This window comes from Pontibacterium granulatum (assembly GCF_029961155.1).
Lineage (GTDB): Bacteria > Pseudomonadota > Gammaproteobacteria > Pseudomonadales > Balneatricaceae > Pontibacterium > Pontibacterium granulatum.
Genome location: NZ_JASBRH010000018.1, coordinates 1 through 19,781, shown reverse-complemented (window position 1 = coordinate 19,781; position 19,781 = coordinate 1). Strand labels below are relative to the sequence as shown.

The 19,781-nt window shown below is 53.5% G+C and carries 16 protein-coding genes; 4 read left to right on the top strand and 12 right to left on the bottom strand.

Going from position 1 to position 19,781, the window contains the following annotated elements; genetic code table 11:
• Nucleotides 1–13 precede the first annotated feature (13 nt).
• On the bottom strand, nt 14–2,050 hold the full coding sequence (locus tag QKW35_RS15415) for an NADH:flavin oxidoreductase (RefSeq protein WP_282354473.1): 2,037 nt from the start codon (nt 2,048–2,050) through the stop codon (nt 14–16).
• Between the two features lie 194 nt (nt 2,051–2,244).
• On the opposite strand from QKW35_RS15415, the gene QKW35_RS15410 reads away from it, so the two are divergent.
• The 4 genes from QKW35_RS15410 to speB all read left to right on the top strand — a co-directional run bounded on the left by QKW35_RS15410 (nt 2,245) and on the right by speB (nt 6,292).
• Complete coding sequence (locus tag QKW35_RS15410) at nt 2,245–2,886, top strand: TetR/AcrR family transcriptional regulator (protein WP_282354470.1); 642 nt, start codon at nt 2,245–2,247, stop codon at nt 2,884–2,886.
• Nucleotides 2,887–3,137: 251 nt separating this feature from the next.
• Nucleotides 3,138–4,145 carry a TRAP transporter substrate-binding protein gene (locus QKW35_RS15405; protein ID WP_282354469.1) on the top strand — a complete coding sequence of 336 codons (1,008 nt, stop codon included), beginning with the start codon at nt 3,138–3,140 and terminating at the stop codon, nt 4,143–4,145.
• 101 nt (nt 4,146–4,246) lie between these two features.
• Entirely contained in the window at nt 4,247–5,188 is a 942-nt protein-coding gene (locus tag QKW35_RS15400; protein ID WP_282354467.1) for a LysR family transcriptional regulator, read from the top strand.
• A gap of 126 nt (nt 5,189–5,314) precedes the next feature.
• Nucleotides 5,315–6,292, top strand: a complete 978-nt coding sequence (gene speB / locus QKW35_RS15395; protein WP_282354466.1) for an agmatinase — start codon at nt 5,315–5,317, stop codon at nt 6,290–6,292.
• A gap of 83 nt (nt 6,293–6,375) precedes the next feature.
• Here the strand turns inward: speB and QKW35_RS15390 are convergent, their stop codons facing one another.
• The 11 genes from QKW35_RS15390 to QKW35_RS15340 all read right to left on the bottom strand — a co-directional run.
• Nucleotides 6,376–7,950, bottom strand: coding sequence for a BCCT family transporter (locus tag QKW35_RS15390; protein WP_282354465.1), 1,575 nt, complete (start codon nt 7,948–7,950; stop codon nt 6,376–6,378).
• Between the two features lie 935 nt (nt 7,951–8,885).
• Nucleotides 8,886–9,128 (bottom strand): hypothetical protein, encoded by a 243-nt coding sequence (locus QKW35_RS15385; protein WP_282354462.1) that lies wholly within the window; start codon nt 9,126–9,128, stop codon nt 8,886–8,888.
• A gap of 74 nt (nt 9,129–9,202) precedes the next feature.
• Entirely contained in the window at nt 9,203–9,988 is a 786-nt protein-coding gene (gene etfB, locus QKW35_RS15380) for an electron transfer flavoprotein subunit beta (RefSeq protein WP_282354461.1), read from the bottom strand.
• Nucleotides 9,978–11,228, bottom strand: a complete 1,251-nt coding sequence (gene etfA, locus QKW35_RS15375; protein WP_282354459.1) for an electron transfer flavoprotein subunit alpha — start codon at nt 11,226–11,228, stop codon at nt 9,978–9,980. Before etfA ends, etfB begins: the two co-directional genes overlap by 11 nt.
• On the bottom strand, nt 11,228–13,153 hold the full coding sequence (locus QKW35_RS15370) for a (Fe-S)-binding protein (protein ID WP_282354457.1): 1,926 nt from the start codon (nt 13,151–13,153) through the stop codon (nt 11,228–11,230). Before QKW35_RS15370 ends, etfA begins: the two co-directional genes overlap by 1 nt.
• Nucleotides 13,154–13,336: 183 nt before the next feature.
• Nucleotides 13,337–15,400: a dimethylglycine demethylation protein DgcA gene (gene dgcA, locus QKW35_RS15365; RefSeq protein WP_282354455.1), complete on the bottom strand. Its 2,064-nt coding sequence runs from the start codon at nt 15,398–15,400 to the stop codon at nt 13,337–13,339.
• A gap of 237 nt (nt 15,401–15,637) precedes the next feature.
• Nucleotides 15,638–16,168: a 4-vinyl reductase gene (locus QKW35_RS15360; protein ID WP_282354454.1), complete on the bottom strand. Its 531-nt coding sequence runs from the start codon at nt 16,166–16,168 to the stop codon at nt 15,638–15,640.
• A gap of 161 nt (nt 16,169–16,329) precedes the next feature.
• Nucleotides 16,330–17,307 carry a dipeptidase gene (locus QKW35_RS15355; RefSeq protein ID WP_282354452.1) on the bottom strand — a complete coding sequence of 326 codons (978 nt, stop codon included), beginning with the start codon at nt 17,305–17,307 and terminating at the stop codon, nt 16,330–16,332.
• A 556-nt stretch (nt 17,308–17,863) separates the two neighbouring features.
• A complete protein-coding gene (locus QKW35_RS15350; protein WP_282354451.1) occupies nt 17,864–18,262 on the bottom strand; it encodes a carboxymuconolactone decarboxylase family protein in 399 nt (132 codons plus the stop codon).
• A gap of 441 nt (nt 18,263–18,703) precedes the next feature.
• Entirely contained in the window at nt 18,704–19,567 is an 864-nt protein-coding gene (purU, locus tag QKW35_RS15345; RefSeq protein ID WP_282354450.1) for a formyltetrahydrofolate deformylase, read from the bottom strand.
• A 101-nt stretch (nt 19,568–19,668) separates the two neighbouring features.
• Nucleotides 19,669–19,781 (bottom strand): sarcosine oxidase subunit gamma family protein (locus QKW35_RS15340; RefSeq protein ID WP_282354549.1); only part of this gene is annotated, 113 nt, incomplete at its 5' end.

Below are 19,781 nucleotides of genomic sequence, written 5' to 3'. Positions count from 1 at the left end.
CCCGCACCAACCGTCAGATATCCTTCAGCAACCGCAGCGCATCGTAAATCGCAGCGTGCGTATTACGCGTGGATACCGCATCGCCGATACGGAACAACTGGAATTGTCCTTCTGGATTACGCACGACGGATTGCGGCTGCCCCAGAATCAGCTGTTCATGAGACATCTCACCCAGATTTGACGAGCTAGGTTTAAGTTCGAAGTACAGATCATCCAGCGGGATAACGCCGTGATTGATCACAACCTGATCGTACTCATGCACTTTGGCAACTCCGCCATAATCACTGCCGATCGTGGCCCTGAGAATCCCCCCTTCTTTTTCCAGCGCTTCCAGGCGGTAACTAACCGTAAAGACCGTATCCAGCGACTGCAACGTACGCATATAAGGTACAAGATTCATTGCCATCACTTCAGGCGCGAAAGAACGATCGGGCGTCATCACTTCCACATGGGCACCGGTTTTGGCAATGATTTCCGCAGCTTGCAGCCCCGCATGATCACCAGCGTCATCGAATATGAGGACGTTTTTGCCCGGTTTCACATCGCCTGAAATGATGTCCCAGGCAGAGATCACATATTCGTTACCTTTTTCCAGCACCTCCGTATGCGGGAGACCGCCGGTTGCAATGATGACCACGTCAGGGTTTTCTGCTTCAACGTCTCCAGCCTCTGCCCACGTATTAAACCTGAAACGGACGCCAAGCCGCTCGCACTGCGCCATACGCCAGTCGATGATAGAGATCATCTCCCTGCGGCGTTCGCTTTGCGACGTCAGGAGCACCTGTCCACCCGGATCACTCGCCACCTCAAAGACAACCACATCGTGACCACGTTCACCTGCAACCCGCGCCGCTTCGAGACCACCAGGCCCCGCACCCACAATCACAACCTTCTTGCTGACATCCGCCTTGGGGATTTCGTGGGGCATGGTTTCTTCGCGACCGGTGGCCGCATTATGGATACAGAATGCCGCACCGCCCTGATAGATCCTGTCTAGGCAATAGTTTGCGCCTACGCAAGGGCGTATCTCTTCTTCACGCTTGTCGATGATTTTGCGCACAATATGCGGATCGGTCATATGCGCGCGGGTCATTCCGACCAGATCCACTTTGCCGGACGCTACAGCATGTCGCGCAGTTGCAACATCCGGAATTTTGGCCGCATGAAAGACCGGCAAATCGGTTGCACTGCGAATTTCACCTGCAAAGTCGAGGTGCGGACTGTTTGCCATGCCCTGAATCGGAATAACGTCCGTCAATCCGGCATCTGTGTCGATATGACCGCGCACTACATTCAGGAAATCGACCATGCCGCTTTCCTGCAACCTGCGCGATATCTCCAAACCATCCTCTTTTTCTAATCCGCCCGCGAGCATCTCATCGCCGGTGTAGCGCACACCGATAATAAAGTCCGGCCCAACCCGCTTCCGCATCTCCGTCAACACATCAAATGTAAAGCGCATCCGGTTGTCCAACGAGCCACCATACGGACCGTCCAGCTCATTTGTTAACGGCGACCAGAACTGATCCATAAGATGGCCATAAGCCTGCAGTTCGATCCCGTCCATGCCACCCGCCTTCATCCGCTCAGCGGCGTCAGCATAGTCTTTAATAATGCGCTCGATATCCCAGTCTTCCAGTTTCTTCGGGAACGCTCGGTGAGCGGCTTCCCGGTGATGGGAGGGCGAGACCACCGGCAACCAGTTATCCTTGTCCCAACGGGTGCGGCGGCCTAAATGGGTGAGCTGAATCATGATCGCTGCACCCTGCTCGTGCACCGCATCGGTGAGGTCTTTCATCCATGGCACAACTTCGTCTTTGTAAACCAGCAAGTTGTTGAACACAGGGGGACTATCCTTGGATACGGCGGCAGAACCGGCGGTCATCGTCATCGCAACACCACCTTTCGCCCTTTCCACATGATAGGCACGGTAACGCCCCTTGGGCATGCCATCTTCCGGGTAAGCCGGCTCATGAGACGTCATGATGATACGGTTACGAAGTGTGAGGTGCTTGAGTGTATAAGGTTGCAATAACGGATCATTCGACACAGTTGAACTCCTCTCCACGTTGGGATGTTGGCACCGGTAAATAAATTGAAAGCTAGCGCCGTTATCAACGATCCTAAAAATAAATGTACACACCTGTCAATTACAATGACCATAATGAACATTAAGGTTCTAAAATTATTTTTATCCATGCCGTTTCTGTACAATTTACTGACTCTTTCAGATAAAAGGTCACTATGAAGAAGCAACGAGCAAACGACAGCGGATGGCGCGGGTCTCCCGAAGTATGGTTTCAAGCAGCAATTGAGATTTTGCTCGAATCTGGCGTAGACGCAGTAAAGATCTCAACGCTGGCTAAGCGGCTGAACATCTCACGAACGAGTTTCTATTGGTTCTTCGCCGACAGGGAGGAGCTGTTAAGCGCTTTGGTCGACGCATGGAAAGATAAAAATACCGGCAGCATCATCACGCAATCTGAAGCCTATGCAGACTCACTGGCCGAAGCGACGCTAAACGTCTTTGACTGTTGGCTGGATGACACATTGTTCGATTCCCGATTTGAATTCGCGATTCGCAGCTGGTCATTGCAATCCAGAGAGATACAAAGTGAAGTGAAACAGGCTGACGCTATTCGCCTGGAATCGCTAAGCCGGATGTTCAGTCGCTTTGGCTTTAGTGATCTGCAAGCGGATGTCCACGCCCGAACGATCTATCTTGTTCAAATCGGGTACATTTCGATGCAAACCAAAGAGTCACTCGCCGATCGCATGATCAGGATTCCCGACTATGTAAAAACATTCACCGGCGAGTATCCGAAACAGAATGAACTCGAACGTTTCTACTACCGTCACGGTTATAAAAACAATGCTTCATCGTGATCTACCCAACGGGACCTGCGGAAAGCCTTAATGGGCCAGATCCTCTATCAAACTGGTGGCAATTCAAAGTGTCTAACGAATTGGTGAGGATTTAGCCAATCGGCCAACTGTTTCCAAAACAAGCAACTAAACAACCGAATGTTTGCATTTATTCACTGAAAGGATTGGCGCAGGATGATCTCAGACTTGTCATATAGGGCGACGACTCCGCTACAGGTCTTGGAGATAAACACAACCACTCTGAGGTAGATATGAAGTATAAAAATAATAATGCCAAAGCCTTATCCCTTGCCGCTGCACTGCTCTTCAGCAGCTCCAGCTTCGCTGCTACAACCTGGAAAATTGCTGGTGGTGATTCCGAAGGCAGCTCGCAACATGCCTTTGGCCTGAAGTTTGTGGAGCATCTGGAAGCCAAGACCGACGGCAAATACACCGGCCAGTTGTTCATGAACAGTCAGTTGGGCAGTGAGCAGGATACTGTTGTTGAAGCCGGACTCGGTACGCTGGATTTTTCCATTCTTGCCATTAACAACGTCACCCCGTTCTCCCCTACCGTAGGTATCTTTACCCTACCGTACGTTATTCAGAGCCTTGAAGAAGCCGAACTGCTAACCCAAGGGGAAGTGGGTGAAGAACTCGTTGAAAATACGGTTCGGGATGCGGGCGTCCGTATTGTTGGCTGGGCCTACACCGGATTTAGAGTACTGACGAACTCCAAGCAACCAGTCAGAACGCTGGAGGATCTGCAGCAGATTATCGTGCGAGTACCTAAAAACGAGATCATGATTGACACCTATAAAGCTTGGGGTGGCAATCCCACACCGATGGCGTGGTCCGAAACATTTACGGCACTACAGCAGGGTGTGGTGGATGGCCAGGATAACCCTTATGTGACCGTCGATGCGATGAAATTCGATACGGTTCAGAAGTACGTTACCAACATCCGCTATATATTCTCTATCGAACCGTTGATCATGAGTGAGGCCCTGTTTCAGGAACAGAAACCTGAAGTACAGCAAGCAATCATCGAAGCGGGTAAAGCGGCAACCAAGTACAGCGCGGAGTTCCTGACCGCCAACGAAACGCGTATCAAGCAGCAGCTGGTTAAAAAAGGTATGGTGATCAGCGATCCGGCCAACGACGAAAAAGAGTGGATCGAAAAAGCCACAACAGCGGTCTGGCCAAAACACTATGACAGCATCGGCGGCAAGGACAAGCTGAACCGCATCCTGCGCCTACTGGGCCGCAACGAGATCTAAACGTTCGACCGAGCAACTCCCAAATTGCCCTGCCGACTGTGTCCGCAGGGCTTTTTTCGGTTACTCTGAAGAAAATCTTTATTACAGCCCTGCTTCTGCCCATGAAAAGAACAAGCCTCTCCGGACAAGTTGCCGACATCGACCTGAAACTGCTGCGCATCTTTAAAACCGTGGTGGAGTGCGGAGGTTTTTCCGCCGCCGAGGTCGAGCTTAACATCGGCCGCTCTGCGATCAGTCGCCAGATGTCCGATCTGGAAACCCGTCTGGATATGCACCTGTGCCAACGGGGCCGTTCAGGATTTCAGCTCACCGATCACGGCCGCCTGGTCTATGAAGCGACACAAGAGTTACTGGTTGATCTGGAGAAGTTTCGGGCCAATGTAAATGCAGTGCACAGCCGTCTGATCGGTGAGCTAACGCTGGGGCTCACGGATAACATGCTCACCGACCCAAACTCTCCTGTGGTCAACGTTCTGGGCGCGTTTCACCAGCAGGAGCCTGAGGTCAAAATCAACCTTCAGGTGGCGGCACCCAACGAGGTTGAGCGCGCCGTCATCGAGGGGCGTTTCAATATGGGCATCGTACCGCAGCACCATGAGCTGCCCGGTTTGACCTACTATGATCTCTACCAAGAAACATCCCTCTTCTACTGCGGACACAACCATCCGTTGTATGACGTTCCCAACGATCAGCTCGACATCAACAGCATCAAGCAGCATGACTTTATCGCACCAGGTTACACCCACTCGATGATGCTAAAGGAACAGTTCCCGCAATTGAAGGCCAGTGCCACCTCCTATCAGGTAGAAGGCATCGCTACCCTCATCCTCAGCGGACAGTACGTCGGCTTTCTGCCCAAGCATTACGCCGCCCTCTGGAATGATAAACAACTGATGCGTGCGTTGTTACCCGACACCCTGAATTACCAGGTGCCGTTTAAAATCATTGTGCAACGGGACTCTCGGCCGAACATACTACGCGAGGCCCTGCTGACCGCTTTCAAAAACACCGATAAAACCAGTCTTGCGAAAACCGCTACGTAACCGACATAGAATCACTCCAATCAGCTTAGTTACCATTTCCGGAAACTTTAGCTGCCGGAATTGCCATTTATCGCACCCTCCTCAACTCATACAGTGAACCTTTACACTTCGAGTTGAGGAATCAAAATGCTTGAACAAACCGAGCTCAGCTTCAGCCCTCTGGCATCTGAAACCGTTCCCCGCTACGCCGGCATTGCAACCTTTATGCGTCTGCCCCACTACACCATTGCTGAAGGAAAGCAGGCCGATATCGGGCTATATGGCTTGCCTTGGGATGGCGGTACAACCAACCGTGCCGGCGCCCGCCACGGTCCTCGACAGATACGCGACGCTTCCGCACTGATGCGCAAGGTTCACCCGGTGCTAAACCTCAGCCCGTTTAAGCTGGCAAAATGCGCCGACTTTGGTGATGCGCCGGTTAATCCACTCCAGATCGAAGAAACGCTGGATATGATTGAGGGCTTTGTTTCCGAGATGGTTGAGCACGATATCGTGCCCCTGGGCGCGGGTGGTGATCACCTTGTCAGTCTGCCGGTATTAAGAGCACTCGCCAAAAAGCACGGTCCACTCGGCATGGTTCATTTTGATGCCCATACCGACACTTGGGATCGCTACTTTGGCAACTGCAAATACACCCATGGCACACCTTTCCGCCGCGCCATCGAAGAAGGTATTCTTGATCCCAAACGTGTCGTTCAGATCGGTATCCGAGGTGGCCTTTACAGCGAAAGTGATGATGACTGGGGACTTGCCCAGGGCATCCGTGTAATGCGGATAGAAGAATTCACTGAGCTTGGCGTTAGCAGGGCACTGGAAGTCGCACGTGAAGTGGTGGGTGATCAGGCGACCTACATCAGTTTTGATGTGGACTGTCTCGATCCGGTGTTTGCACCCGGCACCGGCACCCCGGAGATTGGCGGTCTCACCACCGTTGAAGCCCAATTGATGGTACGGGGTTTACGCGGATTGAACCTGATTGGCGCTGATCTGGTTGAGGTATCCCCACCCTTTGACCCCAGTGGCGCTACGGCCCTGGTTGGCGCAACCCTCATGTGGGAGATGCTGTGTTTGCTAGCTGAGAAAGTCAGCAAGGAAGTGAAATAGCCCGTTCTTTAGGCTGTGCAGACACAAAAAAGCCGATGAGTTTCCCCATCGGCTTTTTCTTTCGTGCTTGTTAGCTACAACCCTTAAACCTCAGTTTTCAGGCCTTTGTAGATGCTGACACACATCAGCAGCAGGATTGCAGTGAACGGCAGGCCAGTGGTGATCGCACCTGCCTGCAGCGCAGTCAGCGCCTCAGAGCCGCCACCGTACAACAGTACACCTGCGATAACACCCTGCAGAACCGCCCAGAAGATACGCTGTGGAACTGGCGCATTTACTTTACCGCCTGCGGTGATGGAGTCGATTACCAGGGAACCGGAGTCGGATGAGGTGATGAAGAATACCAGTACCAACACGATGGCCAGAGCAGAAGTAATCTCAGCCATTGGCAGGTTTTCCAGCATCTTGAACATCGCCAGAGATACATCGCCCAGACCGTTAGTCAGCTGACCAACGTTGTTCTGGATCTGATCCAGTGCCTGCGCACCGAAAGCAGCCATCCATACAGCGGATACCAGAGTCGGGATCAGCAGTACAGCGATCATGAACTCACGTACAGTACGGCCTTTGGATACGCGCGCGATGAACATACCTACAAATGGAGACCAAGAGACCCACCACGCCCAGTAGAACACGGTCCAGCCTTTGTAGAACTTCTCGTCTTCACGGCCCATCCAGTTACTCAGTGGAATAATATCTTCTGCGTATGCACCGACAGTATCGAACAGGTTGCCGAAGAAACCTGCAACGGAACCCGCCAGAATCACGAACAGCATCAGCACAGCCGCCAGGGTCATGTTGATGTTACTCAGGATCTTAACGCCACCATCCAGACCACGAACTACGGAGAAGATCGCGATTGCAGATACCGCTACAATGATGCCTACCTGCGTGGAGATGTTATTTTCGATGCCGAACAGGAAGTTCAGACCACCACCCGCCTGGGATGCACCCAGACCCAGCGAAGTCGCCAGACCAAAGATAGTCGCCAGTACAGCTACGATATCGATGATGTGACCCGGCAGACCCCATACGCGCTCACCCAGAAGAGGGTAGAAAGCAGAACGAATGGTCAGCGGCAGGCCCTTATTGTAGGTAAAGAAGCCCAGTGCCAGTGCAACAACACCGTAGATCGCCCATGGGTGCAGGCCCCAGTGGAACATGGTTGCGCCCATCGCAGCAGACGCGCCGTCCGGCGTTTTTGCTTCAGCATTCAGTGGAGTACCCCACCAATCGGTGTAGTAAGCAACCGGCTCGGCCACACTCCAGAACATCAGGCCGATACCCATACCTGCAGCAAACAGCATGGAGAACCAGGACATACGGCTAAACTCAGGCTTAGCAGAAGCGCCACCCAAGCGAACCTTACCTACAGGCAGGAAAATCAAAGCAAGACAGAAGAGAACGAAGACGTTACCGCCGATCATGAACAGCCAATCGAAAGTCTCGATAGACCAGGTACGTGCACCAACAAGCATCTCTTTTGCATCAGCAGGGAAAAGCAATGCTAGTACGATGAAGGAAAGGATGGCCAGAGCACTGGTAGTGAAGACCGGGTTATGGACATCCATACCCATGATCTGCACGTTATCCTGACCCGCCTTATAGTCGGAGGTATACTCCTGCGACTTAGGGCGATCTGTTGCCATTTGGTTCATAGAACTACTCCGTATTTTTATTAGAATGTCTATCCCCGCTGAGCGGTACTGCCGGGGAACCGAAACCGGCTTGGCAGTGCATGACGGCGATAGGTAGTGTCGAGTTTTTGTTTACGAACTCGCTGATCAAATGCGTAGAACCGTAAGCGTTTTTGCTGCAAATCTGGCTTGGCGAACATTCATATCTCTGCACGACAAATTGCCCTTGGCAGATTGGCAACGCATGCACTGAGATAGAGATATTGCGACTCCCCCATGGGACCGGCTCTTACAGCCCCTGTGAGCAAATCCGATTAGGGTTCCTGATCAGACCACTCCATATTACGGGGAGTCGAATTTCTGAATGTGACTTTTAGCGACACATATAGATGAAAGCTGCCCGTTATCGACATGCTTAAAAAATGCTTCAAAATGCGCCAAATATGCATATAAATGCACAAATAAGCAGCATTTATACGAAGCAAAAGATGTAGTATTTTTTGGGGTGATTTGGGTGTTCGAGGGATGGTGTGTATGTAGCAGCCCGCTCTGAGGGCGGCATATTCCGAACTTCGAAAGGTCGCGGTCGGAGCCCGCTGCTACAAGGTCCGAGCCCTGAATTTACCATCGGAGGTGATTTGTACGATGTAGCAGCCCGCTCCGAGGGCGACATATTCCGTGCATCGAAAGGTCGCGGTCGGAGACCGCTGCTACAGGGTGCAGGCTCCGGATTAAGCTTTCGAAGAAAATTTCGCCATTGTAGGGCAGCTTTCAAGCTGCCGGTCGGCTGAAGCCGACCCTACAGAGGGATATGAATCAAATCATCCCACCAAATCAATCCAAGCCAGCCAACCCAGACCACAAACAATAAAGGCCAGCAGCAGAATACCGATCCACTGTTTTACGATGTGTTTATCCATCTGTACTGGCCTCCTGTTTGCTATACGTTCTTGGTATTACTGAAGCGCTACGGACAACTCTTCAATCACGGCTTTCACATCTGGAAGCACGGTGATCTCGCCACTTTCCAGAGTTTCAAAAAGCGCCTTAAGTGCCGCTTTACCCTCTTCATTATCCGCCAGCCATGCAAGCACGGCGCCTTTGCTCTCGTCGAGCACGTTATCCGGTGTAATGGCCACACCCAGCGCGATCAGTTTTTCGTTGAAGTCTCGTTCATCAACCAGGTCTACGATCATCATAATGTTTGTTTCCCCCGAAACTAAAAAACCCGAGGCCACGTAGGCAACCTCAGGTTTTTGATCTTACACGTACTTTAGATCACCTTCTCTTCTAGCAGAAGGTTGAAGATCTCTTGCGCCTGCTCTTTGGCTGGCACACCTTTCAATACCTTGCCCGCTTCGCCCTGAGGCTTAGCGGTCGCAGCCTTGAATCGCTCTGCTGCGGTCTTGGCTTTGACCACTTTCAAGCGCTTCGGCCGTGGCTTGGCTTTGGCTTCGGACCAGTTACTGCGAACTGCATCCTCTTCCTTCACCGCAGCCAGCGGTTCGATCTGGGCACGGATACCCGGACCGTATGCACTCTGGCGTGCTTCCGGTGCCGCGTTATCAACGCTTGCCACAAACGGCAGCGCCACTTTAAGTGCACGACGCTGACCACGTGGCAGCGCCAGCATGACTTCCGCGACACCGTCTTCTACAGAGACGATATCCGCAATACGCGCCACCACCGGCCAGTTCAGCTTCTCCGCCAGCAAATATGGCACCATACCAGAGGACTCACCGCTTTCTGCCCGTACACCGGTCAGAACAATGTCTGGACGCAGCTGCTGCAGGTAGTCGGCCAGAGCCGGTACCGCGTCGTCCTGCGTATCCAGGTTCAGCACCTGCATGGAAGAAAGGCCCATCCCCGCGTAGGTACGTAGCGCCTGCTCTTGCGGGTCACCGGCATGCAGAACGGTGAGATTGTCACCGCCCAGGTTCATACCCAGCTCTACTGCGCGACCATCCTGCTCGGCACGGCGTACACGACCGGACTGCGGGTGCTGGCCGATGGAGACCAGGGAGACGATATCCAATGACTGCTTAATGTTAGGCTGCATTCTGTTCGCCCTCCTCACCCTTGTTCGCACGGTGTTCCTGCGCCAGCTTCAGCAGCTCGCCCAGTATCTCTTCACTGTCACCAATAGCGCTCAGTGCAGCACGTTTCACCATGTCACAGCCAGCATCGGTGTTGATGGCGACAACTTTGTCACACTGACCGATACCCTGCATGTGCTGGATCGCACCGGAGATACCCACCGCAAGATAAACACGCGCGGTTACCCAGGTACCGGTTGCACCCACCTGACGGAAACGCGGCATAAAGCCATCATCCACCGCCACACGACTCGCACCTTCGGTAGCACCCAGTGCCGCCGCAGTCTCGTGGAACTGATCCCAGTTGTGAATACCGTTACCCGCAGAGAGGATAAACTCGGCTTCGGCTAGTGGGATAGCATTCGGATCCACAGCAACCTGGCCCTGATCCTGCAGCTGAACGATAGCACGCGGCACAGAATCCAGCTCGATCGCTTTCACCTCATGACGGGTTTCATCGATCGCATCCGCGCACTCTTCCAGCAGCATCAGGATACGTGGTGTTTCACGCGTGATATCCAGGCTCTGGGATGCGCCACGGCTTACGGTAGTCTCATGGGTGACCTGCCACGCCTGAACAGCCGGGCGTTCGCCCAGACGTGCTGCCAGACGGGAACCCAGATCGGTTCCGCCGTTCACGCTATCCGGGAACAACCAGTGTTTCGGCTGCAGGCTGGTTTCCACCTGAACCAGTGCCGCCAGGCGCTGTTCAGGGCTGAAGCCTTCGTACTCTTCACCTTCCAGGTGGATCAGACGATCCACGCCGGCGGTGTCGTAGTTTTCTTCTTTGCTTTCACCAAAGCAGACGGCGACGACAGCGCCCTTGCCTTCAATGTCTTTCGCCATCTTATGCGCCTGACCCAGGATATCTTTGTCCTGGCTGGTGAGACGACCGCCCACCAGATCCGGTACCACGACAATGTAGAAATCCGGATTTTCAACGCTGTGCAGCGGCAACTGAACTTCCTGCGGACCACTGCTGCGGCGTCCCATACCGGATGCCGCACCGTTGCCTTTCAGACGGTCGATACGCTTGATACCGTTTGGACCGATAAAGCCAACTTTGTGTGGGTTCTTACGCAGCAGGCCAGACGGGCCACGTACTTCCGCGTCATCACCCACCGCAATCGTGCCATGCAGCGGGTGCAGTCGGTTACGGGCGATCCATTCAGCGCGTGGATCGCGACGAATTACATCACTCATCAGTGCACCTCCTCGATCAGCTGATCAGCCAGAATCTCGGCAATGTCTTTCACTTCCGGACGCGGCTCAACCACACCTTCCAGCATCGCAGTACACTGCTGACAGCCTACCGCTACCAGCTCGGCACCCGTGGTGTTCACGTCTTCCATACGCATGTCAGCGATACGACGTTCACCCGGAATATCGGTGATTGGTGCGCCACCACCACCGCCACAGCAGCGGGAGCGGAAACCGGAACGTTCCATCTCGGCGATCTCGATGCCCAGGGAGCGCAGCAGCTCACGTGGTGCTTCGTATTCGCCGTTGTAACGGCCCAGGTAACATGGGTCGTGATAGGTGACTGTGCCACCTTTGAACGGCTCCAGGTTCAGGCTACCGGCCTGTACCAGACGGTTCAGGTAGGTGGTGTGGTGCAGTACTTCGACACCGTCCAGCGCGTCGCTACCGAAGTCACCGTACTCGTTACGCAGGCAGTGGTATGCGTGCGGGTCGGTGGTCACGATGGTTTTAAACTCGTACTGGGACAGAATCTCCAGGTTACGCTTCGCCAGGCTCTGGAACGCGGCATCGTCACCCAAACGGCGCGCCACATCACCGCTATCCAGCTCTTCGTCACCCAGGATCGCAACATCGACATGTGCTGCTTTCATCAGTTTCACGAAGGAGCGCAGGATACGCTGACTACGCATGTCGAACGCACCGTCAGATACCCAGAACAGCACATCCGCTTTCTTCACATCGCGCATCAGCGGCAGGTTCTGGTCCGCTGCCCAGTTGGCACGGTTCGCCGGAGCATAACCGTTCGGGTTATCGGTCGCGATGATGTTATCCAGCACTTCAGCACCCTTGTTCGGGGTGCTGCCCTTCTCCATGGTCAGGAAGCGGCGCATATCAACGATCGCATCCACGTGCTCGATCATCATCGGGCACTCTTCCACACAGGCACGGCACGTTGTACAGGACCACAGGGTTTCAGGATCAACCAGACCCTGGGTGATGATCTGATCGGGACCACCTTTAGCGTAGCCCACTTCCTTACCCGGGTATGGGCTACCGGCGTACTTGGCATCAGTACCGCCGGCCAGACCGACCACCATATCCTGGATCAGCTTTTTCGGGTTCAGCGGCTGACCCGCAGCAAACGCCGGACACATCGCTTCACAACGACCACACTGTACGCAGGCATCAAAGCCCAGCAACTGGTTCCATTTGAAGTCTTTTGGCTTGGATACACCCAGAATTTCTGGCTTGCCATCGTTCGCAGTCAGATCAACCGGTTTCAGGCCGGTGGAACGACCACCGCCAAAACGTTCCTGACGACGGTGGAACGCCAGGTGCAGCGCACCCGCAAAGGCGTGCTTCATCGGACCACCCCAGGTCATACCGAACATCATCTCGGCCAGACCCATTGCTATCACTACGCTCAGGATAATCGTCAGTACCCAACCGCCAGTGCCTTCCGGCAGGATGCCAGCCACAGGCAGGGTCAGGATGATAAACGCAGAGGAGAACGCCAGCAGACTTTTCGGCAGACGCATCCAAGGGCCTTTGGAGATACGGCTTGGTGGATCCATGCGGCGCTTGAACACAAACAGTGCCCCCACAAACATCAGCACCAACGCCGCCAACAGCGCCCAAGCCAGAATCTGGTTATCTACACCGAACAGGTGTACCGCCAGAATCAACACTACGGAGAGAACAAAACCACCACCGGTTGCGGCGTGGGTTTTGGACATGTACTTGTCGCGCTCAACTACATCGTGCAGATCGTGCAGGTAGCGCTTTGGCATTGCCATCAGACCGGCGATCAGATCAACCTTGTCAGGTTGACCCGCACGCCACAGGCTAACGCGGCGTACAGCACCGATCACTGCCAGAGACAGTGCGACGGCGATCAAAACAGAAGGTAACCAGTCGAGAACCATTTTTCACCCTCACAGAACTGGTGTACGGGCAGTGGACCTGCCCTGTTATTTTCAGCTAATTGGGACGTTACGAACGGCGATAGAGCAAGGCGAAAGTCGGTGAGCGGCGCGGAGCGTATATAAAATACGTGAGCACCGCGAACCGACTTTTAACGCTGCTATATCGAGCGCAGTAGGCCCAACTTAGAGGTCTTTGCAGAGACGCAGTGCGTCGTACATCGCCGCATGCACGTTACGCTGGGATACACAGTCACCCAGACGCCACAGGATCATGCCGTCGCCAGACTCGGAGAGTACAGGCTGCGGTTTGATGTCGAACAACGCTTCATTGTCGATCTGACCCTTATTGCGGGATTCCTCTTTCAGTGCGTAGTACAGCTCTTCGTTTGGACGGGTACCGTTCTCAACGACTACCTGATCTACCACGCGCTCCTCTTTCTGGCCGGTGTACTCGTTCTCCAGTACAGCTACCAGGTTGTCGCCTTCGCGGTATACCTTCTCCAACAGGAAGTCAGAGGTCATGATCACCTCTTTCTCGTACAGAGAGCGGTAGTAAGTTGGGAATGTAGTACCACCGATACCTACACCCGGTTTGATGTCGTCGGTTACCAGCTCTACCAGGGAACCTTTGGATGCTGCGTAGTCGGCCGCAGACATACCGGAGAACTCACAGATGGTGTCGTAGATCAGGATGTTCTTACCTGGCTCCACTTTACCGCTCAGGATATCCCAACTGGAGATAACCAGACCTTCTTCTGCGCCCCACTCTGGGTTCTGATCGATGTATGGACGACCACCGGTTGCCAGTACACATACGTCTGGTTTCAGTTCGCGAACCAGATCAACGTCGGCTGCAGTGCCTAAACGGATATCTACACCCAGACGTTCCAGCTCCATGACCAGCCAACGGGTCACACCTGCAATCTGGTCACGCTGCGGCGCTTTAGATGCCAGCGTGATCTGACCACCCAGCTCTTCACCTTTTTCGATCAGGGTTACGTTGTGGCCACGCTCAGCTGCAACGCGTGCTGCTTCCAAACCACCAGGGCCACCGCCGACAACAACCACTTTACGGATTGGGCCGTCGGTCTTTTCGATGATGTGTGGCAGACCCATGTACTCACGGGAGGTCGCCGCATTCTGGATACACAGAACATCCAACCCCTGGTACTGACGGTCGATACAGTAGTTCGCACCGACACACTGACGGATCTGATCAACCTGATCCATCTTGATCTTCGCGATCAGGTGCGGGTCAGCGATGTGCGCACGGGTCATACCGACGAAGTCCACGTAACCGGCTTCGATGATACGTTTCGCCTGGTTAGGGTCTTTGATGTTCTGTGCGTGAATAACTGGCACGTCTACCACTTCCTTGATGCCGGCTGCCAGGTGCAGGAACGGCTCTGGTGGGTAGCTCATGTTCGGGATTACGTTCGCCAGCGTGTTGTGGGTGTCACAACCGGAACCTACAACGCCGAAGTAATCAATCTGACCGGTAGCGTTGTAGTACGCAGCAATCTCTTTCATATCGTCGTGGTTCAGACCGTCCGGGTGGAACTCGTCACCGGTGATACGCAGACCAACGACAAAATCAGGACCCACTTCTTCGCGAACTGCTTTCAGCACTTCCATACCGAAACGCATACGGTTTTCGAAGGTACCGCCCCATTTGTCGGTACGTTTGTTTACACGTGGAGACCAGAACTGGTCGATCATGTGCTGGTGTACTGCAGACAGCTCAACACCGTCCAGGCCACCCTCTTTCGCACGACGAGCCGCCTGAGCGAAGTCGCCGATTACGCGCCAGATCTCTTCCTCTTCGATGGTCTTACAGGTTGCGCGGTGAACCGGCTCACGGATACCGGATGGAGACATCAGGTTCGGCCAGTTTTCACCGTCCCAACGGGAACGACGGCCCATGTGGGTAATCTGGATCATGATCTTGCCGCCGTGTTTGTGTACAGCGTCGGCCAGATTCTGGAAGTGAGGGATAATCCGATCAGTGGAGAGGTTTACAGAACTCCACCAGCTTTGCGGACTGTCGATGGAAACCACACTGGAACCGCCACAGATACACAGGCCACAACCACCCTTGGCCTTTTCTTCGTAGTACTTCACATAGCGATCAGTGGTCATACCGCCGTCGGTCGCGTAAACCTCGGCGTGAGCGGTGCTGACAATACGGTTACGGATGGTCAGCTTGTTAATCTTGAGCGGCTCAAACAGCACATCAAACTGGGACATAATCGGACCCCACCTTATATTTTCTTTATTTGGCTGGAGCCGTTTACAGCTACTGCACTCGCCCTGGCAGTGTTATAAATTTTCGTGAAATGCTCATTTACTACAGTAAACTCCGCTTCCCCGAAAATTTATGCCTCGCTAGGCCTTCGTTCGCTACGCTGTAATTCGACTCCTAGTGCCAGATTTTGTTTTTATTTTGCAGGCCCGAAGACCTGCTTTGCTCTTGTCGTTTGCGTCTTACAGTGGGGTTACTTCGAAGTAACCTACGTCGCAGCCTTCTTCAGCTGCACACTGGGTCTGTTCCGCTTTAGTGCGAACGTCGTAACCCAGGCTTTCTGCGATCTGGTCCATTGCACCTGCAAACCAGCCAGTGAACATGTAATCCACTTTGCGGTTTACCTGGCCGTACTGGTAAACGAACGCAGAGTTTTCCAGACGTACTTTTGCAGTACCTTTTTCCAGATCCAGCTCTTCAGTGATGAAGAAGCCCCAGCCACGCTGGGACAAACGCTTCATGTAGTGCTCCCAGACGTCTGCGCCGCTGATGCCGTGCTCAGCTGCTTCCTTTTCACACCAGTAGTGCGCAGATTTGTAACCGGCCTTGTACAGGATCTCAGCGTACTTCTCGGCGCCGATCTCGTCTTCGATCGCCATGTGGTTGTTCACGAAGAAGTGACGTGGAACGTACAACATTGGCAGTGCGTCGGTAGTCCATACGCCGGTTTCGTCATCTACGTTGATTGGCATTTCTGGAGCGTGTACACCCATTTTTAAAACCTCAAATTCAATTCTGTTGTCGGGCGTAATCGGTTTTGATTCGATGTGAGACCTGATTACGCGGATAAGGAGCGACGGGGCAAAAGTCGACGGGGAGCCCAATCACCCGGCAACCTATGCCCCGTCACATACTCTGTAACGGGGCTGCTTAATTACTCGCCCCAAACCTCTTTCAGCAGGTTCACCCAGTTTTCACCCATGATCTTGCGAACCTGAGTTTCAGAGAAACCAGCTTTCAGCAGCGCTTCAGTCAGGTTCGGGAACTCACCAACTGTACGGATGCCTTTAGGGTTGATAATTTCGCCGAAGCGAGTCAGACGACGGGCGTAGCCCTTGTCGTGAGTCAGGTATTCGAAGAAGTCCTGGCCGTGCCCCTGAGTAAAGTCGGTACCGATACCGATCGCGTCTTCACCCACGATGTTGTAGATGTACTGAATCGCTTCCACGTAGTCTTCTACGGTCGCGTTCACACCTGCACGCAGGAACGGAGTAAACATGGTCACACCGACGAAACCGCCGTTATCAGCGATGTACTTCAGTTCTTCGTCAGTACGGTTACGTGGGTGTTCTTTCAGGCCAGCAGGCAGACAGTGGGAGTACGCCACTGGCTTGTTGGATGCGTCGATAACTTCTTTCGCAGTGTTAGGACCAACGTGAGACAGGTCACACAAAACACCAACGCGGTTCATCTCAGCTACGATCTCGTGACCGAAACCAGACAAACCACCGTCGCGCTCGTAGCAGCCAGTACCCACCAGGTTCTGGGTGTTGTAACACATCTGAGTGATACCCACGCCCAGGTCTTTAAAGATCTGTACGTTGCCGATCTGATCTTCGTACGCATGCGCATTCTGGAAGCCCATCATCACACCGGTCACACCCGCTTCTTTCGCGCGGTAGATGTCACGGGTGGTGCGTACTTTCATCAGCAGATCGCTGTTCGCTTCGATCAGTTGGTTCATCTCTACAATGTTCTTAACCGTACCTTCGAAGTTTTCCCAGAAGGACACAGTGCAGTTCGCTGCGGTCAGCCCGCCCTTGCTCATGTCTTCAAACAGTTCGCGATTCCACTTCGCGCAGATCAGGCCATCGATAACGATGGAATCATTGTGCAGATCGGCTGCGTTCATTGTTGTTATCCTTTTTCTATACCTAACTGACTTAAACCGGATGTGCTTCTCGCCCTCTAACGGCAGATGGGCAAGAAAGCGGGAAAGATGGCTAACTTTCCAAACTTCATTCAGTGTAATTTTTCGGAAAAAACGGTAAGGGGCTGGAAACGACTCGCTGATTACTAAAACCGACCAACCAAAGGGTCATCAACCGTATATTGCGGCCTGCAGCGGAATTTTGAGGAAAAATCAGGGCGTCGCATTTGTGATTTACGACGCTGGGAGGTAGGGAAGTGCCTTGTAGCCGCCCGCGCCGAGGGCGGCATATCGACGGTTGCGTCATGCGATGATGTCGCGAACGGAGTTCGCTGCTACGGGAATGGCACGAGTTTGTAGCAGCGGGCTTCGACCGCGACAAAGAGGTATGTCAGAACTACCAAGATGCCGCCCTCGGAGCGGGCTGCTACGAAAGCGCCCAACCTTTTGTAGCAGCGAACTCTGTTCGCGACACTTTGGCAGTTAATTCACACGATGTGGTCGCGCTCAGAGAGCGCTGCTACACAACCAAGTACTATCACTCGGATTTCATCATGGCATCCAACTCCGCTTTAAATGCCTCAAAGTCATACCCCATGCCATTCAACACCGTACTCCAGTCCCTTACATGACCGGCAACAGCTACAGCTTCACGAATTTCGGCATCAGTCGCGCCCGCCGCCCGGGCGAATTGTGTATGTGCATAAACGCAATAACGGCACGGGATCTGCGCCGCAACGCCCAATGCAATCAATTCCCGTGTCTTCGCAGGTAAAGCAGCATCTTTACCCATCAGCACACCGTCCGCCTGCAATTTGGAACTCAGTGCATGCTCCGGATAGGTATTCTTGTAAAAACCTGGTGGTTCAGCTGCGGAAACGCATAAAGAAAAGGCCGAGATGACGGCGAGTGAAGCGATCTTATAGAAGGTGTTCATTGAATCACTCCTCTGGTTACCGTTGGTTTACCAACGAAGAGAAACGGCATCACCTATAAGTTTAGTTCTTCGGTGTCGTGGCACAGCCATATTTGTCGCCAAGGACATCATCGCGTGCCCAGCGCCGGAAAGCGCTAAGCTCGAGCACTCAGAGCCCTGCAGAAAGCACTCCCGGATACGAATGAGGCAAAGTAAGGTACGGTATCTAGACTTGGCTCAAGCTGTATCTGGAGAGGCAATACCGAAAAGGCTAGCCAGTAACGCTGTCGCCGATACCGATCAAGCGAAAGAAAAGAGCGAGGCTGGCCCGAGTTTGGGGGGATACTGTACGAACGAGACAAGTACAGTTGGCCAGCCTCAAAGGGTCGCGCTTATCAGAACGCAAACAAGGTCAAATCAGGGCCTGTTGTCTTAACAGGCCCTTATCACTGAGTCGGAATCTTAGTCCGTGAACACAACCGTGCGCTGTCCGTTCAGGAACACGCGCTTGTTGATGTGGTAACGCACTGCGTTGAACAGGGTGATACGCTCGATATCCTGTCCTTTCGCCACCAGGTCTTCCGGATAGTGCGCGTGATCAACCTGCTGGATGCCCTGCGCAATGATCGGGCCTTCATCCAGGTCGTTGTTCACGTAGTGCGCGGTCGCACCGACCATCTTCACACCCTTCTCCCATGCCTGGTGGTAAGGACGTGCGCCCTTGAAACCCGGCAGCAGAGAGTGGTGGATGTTGATCGCTTTACCATCCAGGTATTCACACAGTTCCGGTGACAGTACCTGCATGTAACGCGCCAGCAGAACCAGCTCGATGTCGTACTGCTCCAGCAGTTTAACGATTTCCGCTTCCTGCTGTGGTTTGGTATCTGGCGTGATCGGCAGGTGGTAGTACGGGATACCGTGCCACTCGGCCAGATGCTCCAGGTCCGGATGGTTGGAGATGATCACCGGTACTTCGATATCCAGCTGACCGGTACGGTGGCGGTACAATAGGTCGTTCAGACAGTGATCGTATTTGGACACCAGAATCGCCACGCGCGGGCGGTGATCCGGAGCAGTCAGTTCCCACTCCATCTGGAATTCATCAGCACGTGGCGCGAACTCTTCTGCAAACTTCTCGGCAGAGAAGTCTTCAGACTCTGGGCGGAACTCGATACGGATAAAGAAGCGGCATGCTTCACGGTCGTCGAACGAGTGAATCTCATCAACGTAGTTACCGGCTTCTGCCATGTAGCGGGTTACCACATCGACGGTACCCAGCGTACTTGGACAGCTCGCGGTAAAGATCCAATTGGTCTTCGATTTCATAGCAACCTCTCGAAAAATAGGGGCCACACCTACAACGGTGCCGCCCCTTGATCCTGAAAACCTAGTTCTGAAAAACTGGTTCTGAAAAAAGCTTTCTCAGATCAGGCGTCTACAACCAGACCAAACTCGCGGCTGGCATCCTGAATCCACAGCCAGATGTAGTCGGCAAAGCTGCGACGTACAACCAGTTCGAATTCAGTGTCGCCTTTACGAC

Excerpts from the sequence above, each read along its gene's own strand:
- QKW35_RS15410 (WP_282354470.1), top strand. The coding sequence starts at position 2,245 with ATGAAGAAGCAACGAGCAAACGACAGCGGATGGCGCGGGTCTCCCGAA.
- QKW35_RS15405 (WP_282354469.1), top strand. The coding sequence starts at position 3,138 with ATGAAGTATAAAAATAATAATGCCAAAGCCTTATCCCTTGCCGCTGCA.
- QKW35_RS15400 (WP_282354467.1), top strand. The coding sequence starts at position 4,247 with ATGAAAAGAACAAGCCTCTCCGGACAAGTTGCCGACATCGACCTGAAA.
- speB (WP_282354466.1), top strand. The coding sequence starts at position 5,315 with ATGCTTGAACAAACCGAGCTCAGCTTCAGCCCTCTGGCATCTGAAACC.
- QKW35_RS15390 (WP_282354465.1), bottom strand. The coding sequence starts at position 7,950 with ATGAACCAAATGGCAACAGATCGCCCTAAGTCGCAGGAGTATACCTCC.
- QKW35_RS15385 (WP_282354462.1), bottom strand. The coding sequence starts at position 9,128 with ATGATGATCGTAGACCTGGTTGATGAACGAGACTTCAACGAAAAACTG.
- etfB (WP_282354461.1), bottom strand. The coding sequence starts at position 9,988 with ATGCAGCCTAACATTAAGCAGTCATTGGATATCGTCTCCCTGGTCTCC.
- etfA (WP_282354459.1), bottom strand. The coding sequence starts at position 11,228 with ATGAGTGATGTAATTCGTCGCGATCCACGCGCTGAATGGATCGCCCGT.
- QKW35_RS15370 (WP_282354457.1), bottom strand. The coding sequence starts at position 13,153 with ATGGTTCTCGACTGGTTACCTTCTGTTTTGATCGCCGTCGCACTGTCT.
- dgcA (WP_282354455.1), bottom strand. The coding sequence starts at position 15,400 with ATGTCCCAGTTTGATGTGCTGTTTGAGCCGCTCAAGATTAACAAGCTG.
- QKW35_RS15360 (WP_282354454.1), bottom strand. The coding sequence starts at position 16,168 with ATGGGTGTACACGCTCCAGAAATGCCAATCAACGTAGATGACGAAACC.
- QKW35_RS15355 (WP_282354452.1), bottom strand. The coding sequence starts at position 17,307 with ATGAACGCAGCCGATCTGCACAATGATTCCATCGTTATCGATGGCCTG.
- QKW35_RS15350 (WP_282354451.1), bottom strand. The coding sequence starts at position 18,262 with ATGAACACCTTCTATAAGATCGCTTCACTCGCCGTCATCTCGGCCTTT.
- purU (WP_282354450.1), bottom strand. The coding sequence starts at position 19,567 with ATGAAATCGAAGACCAATTGGATCTTTACCGCGAGCTGTCCAAGTACG.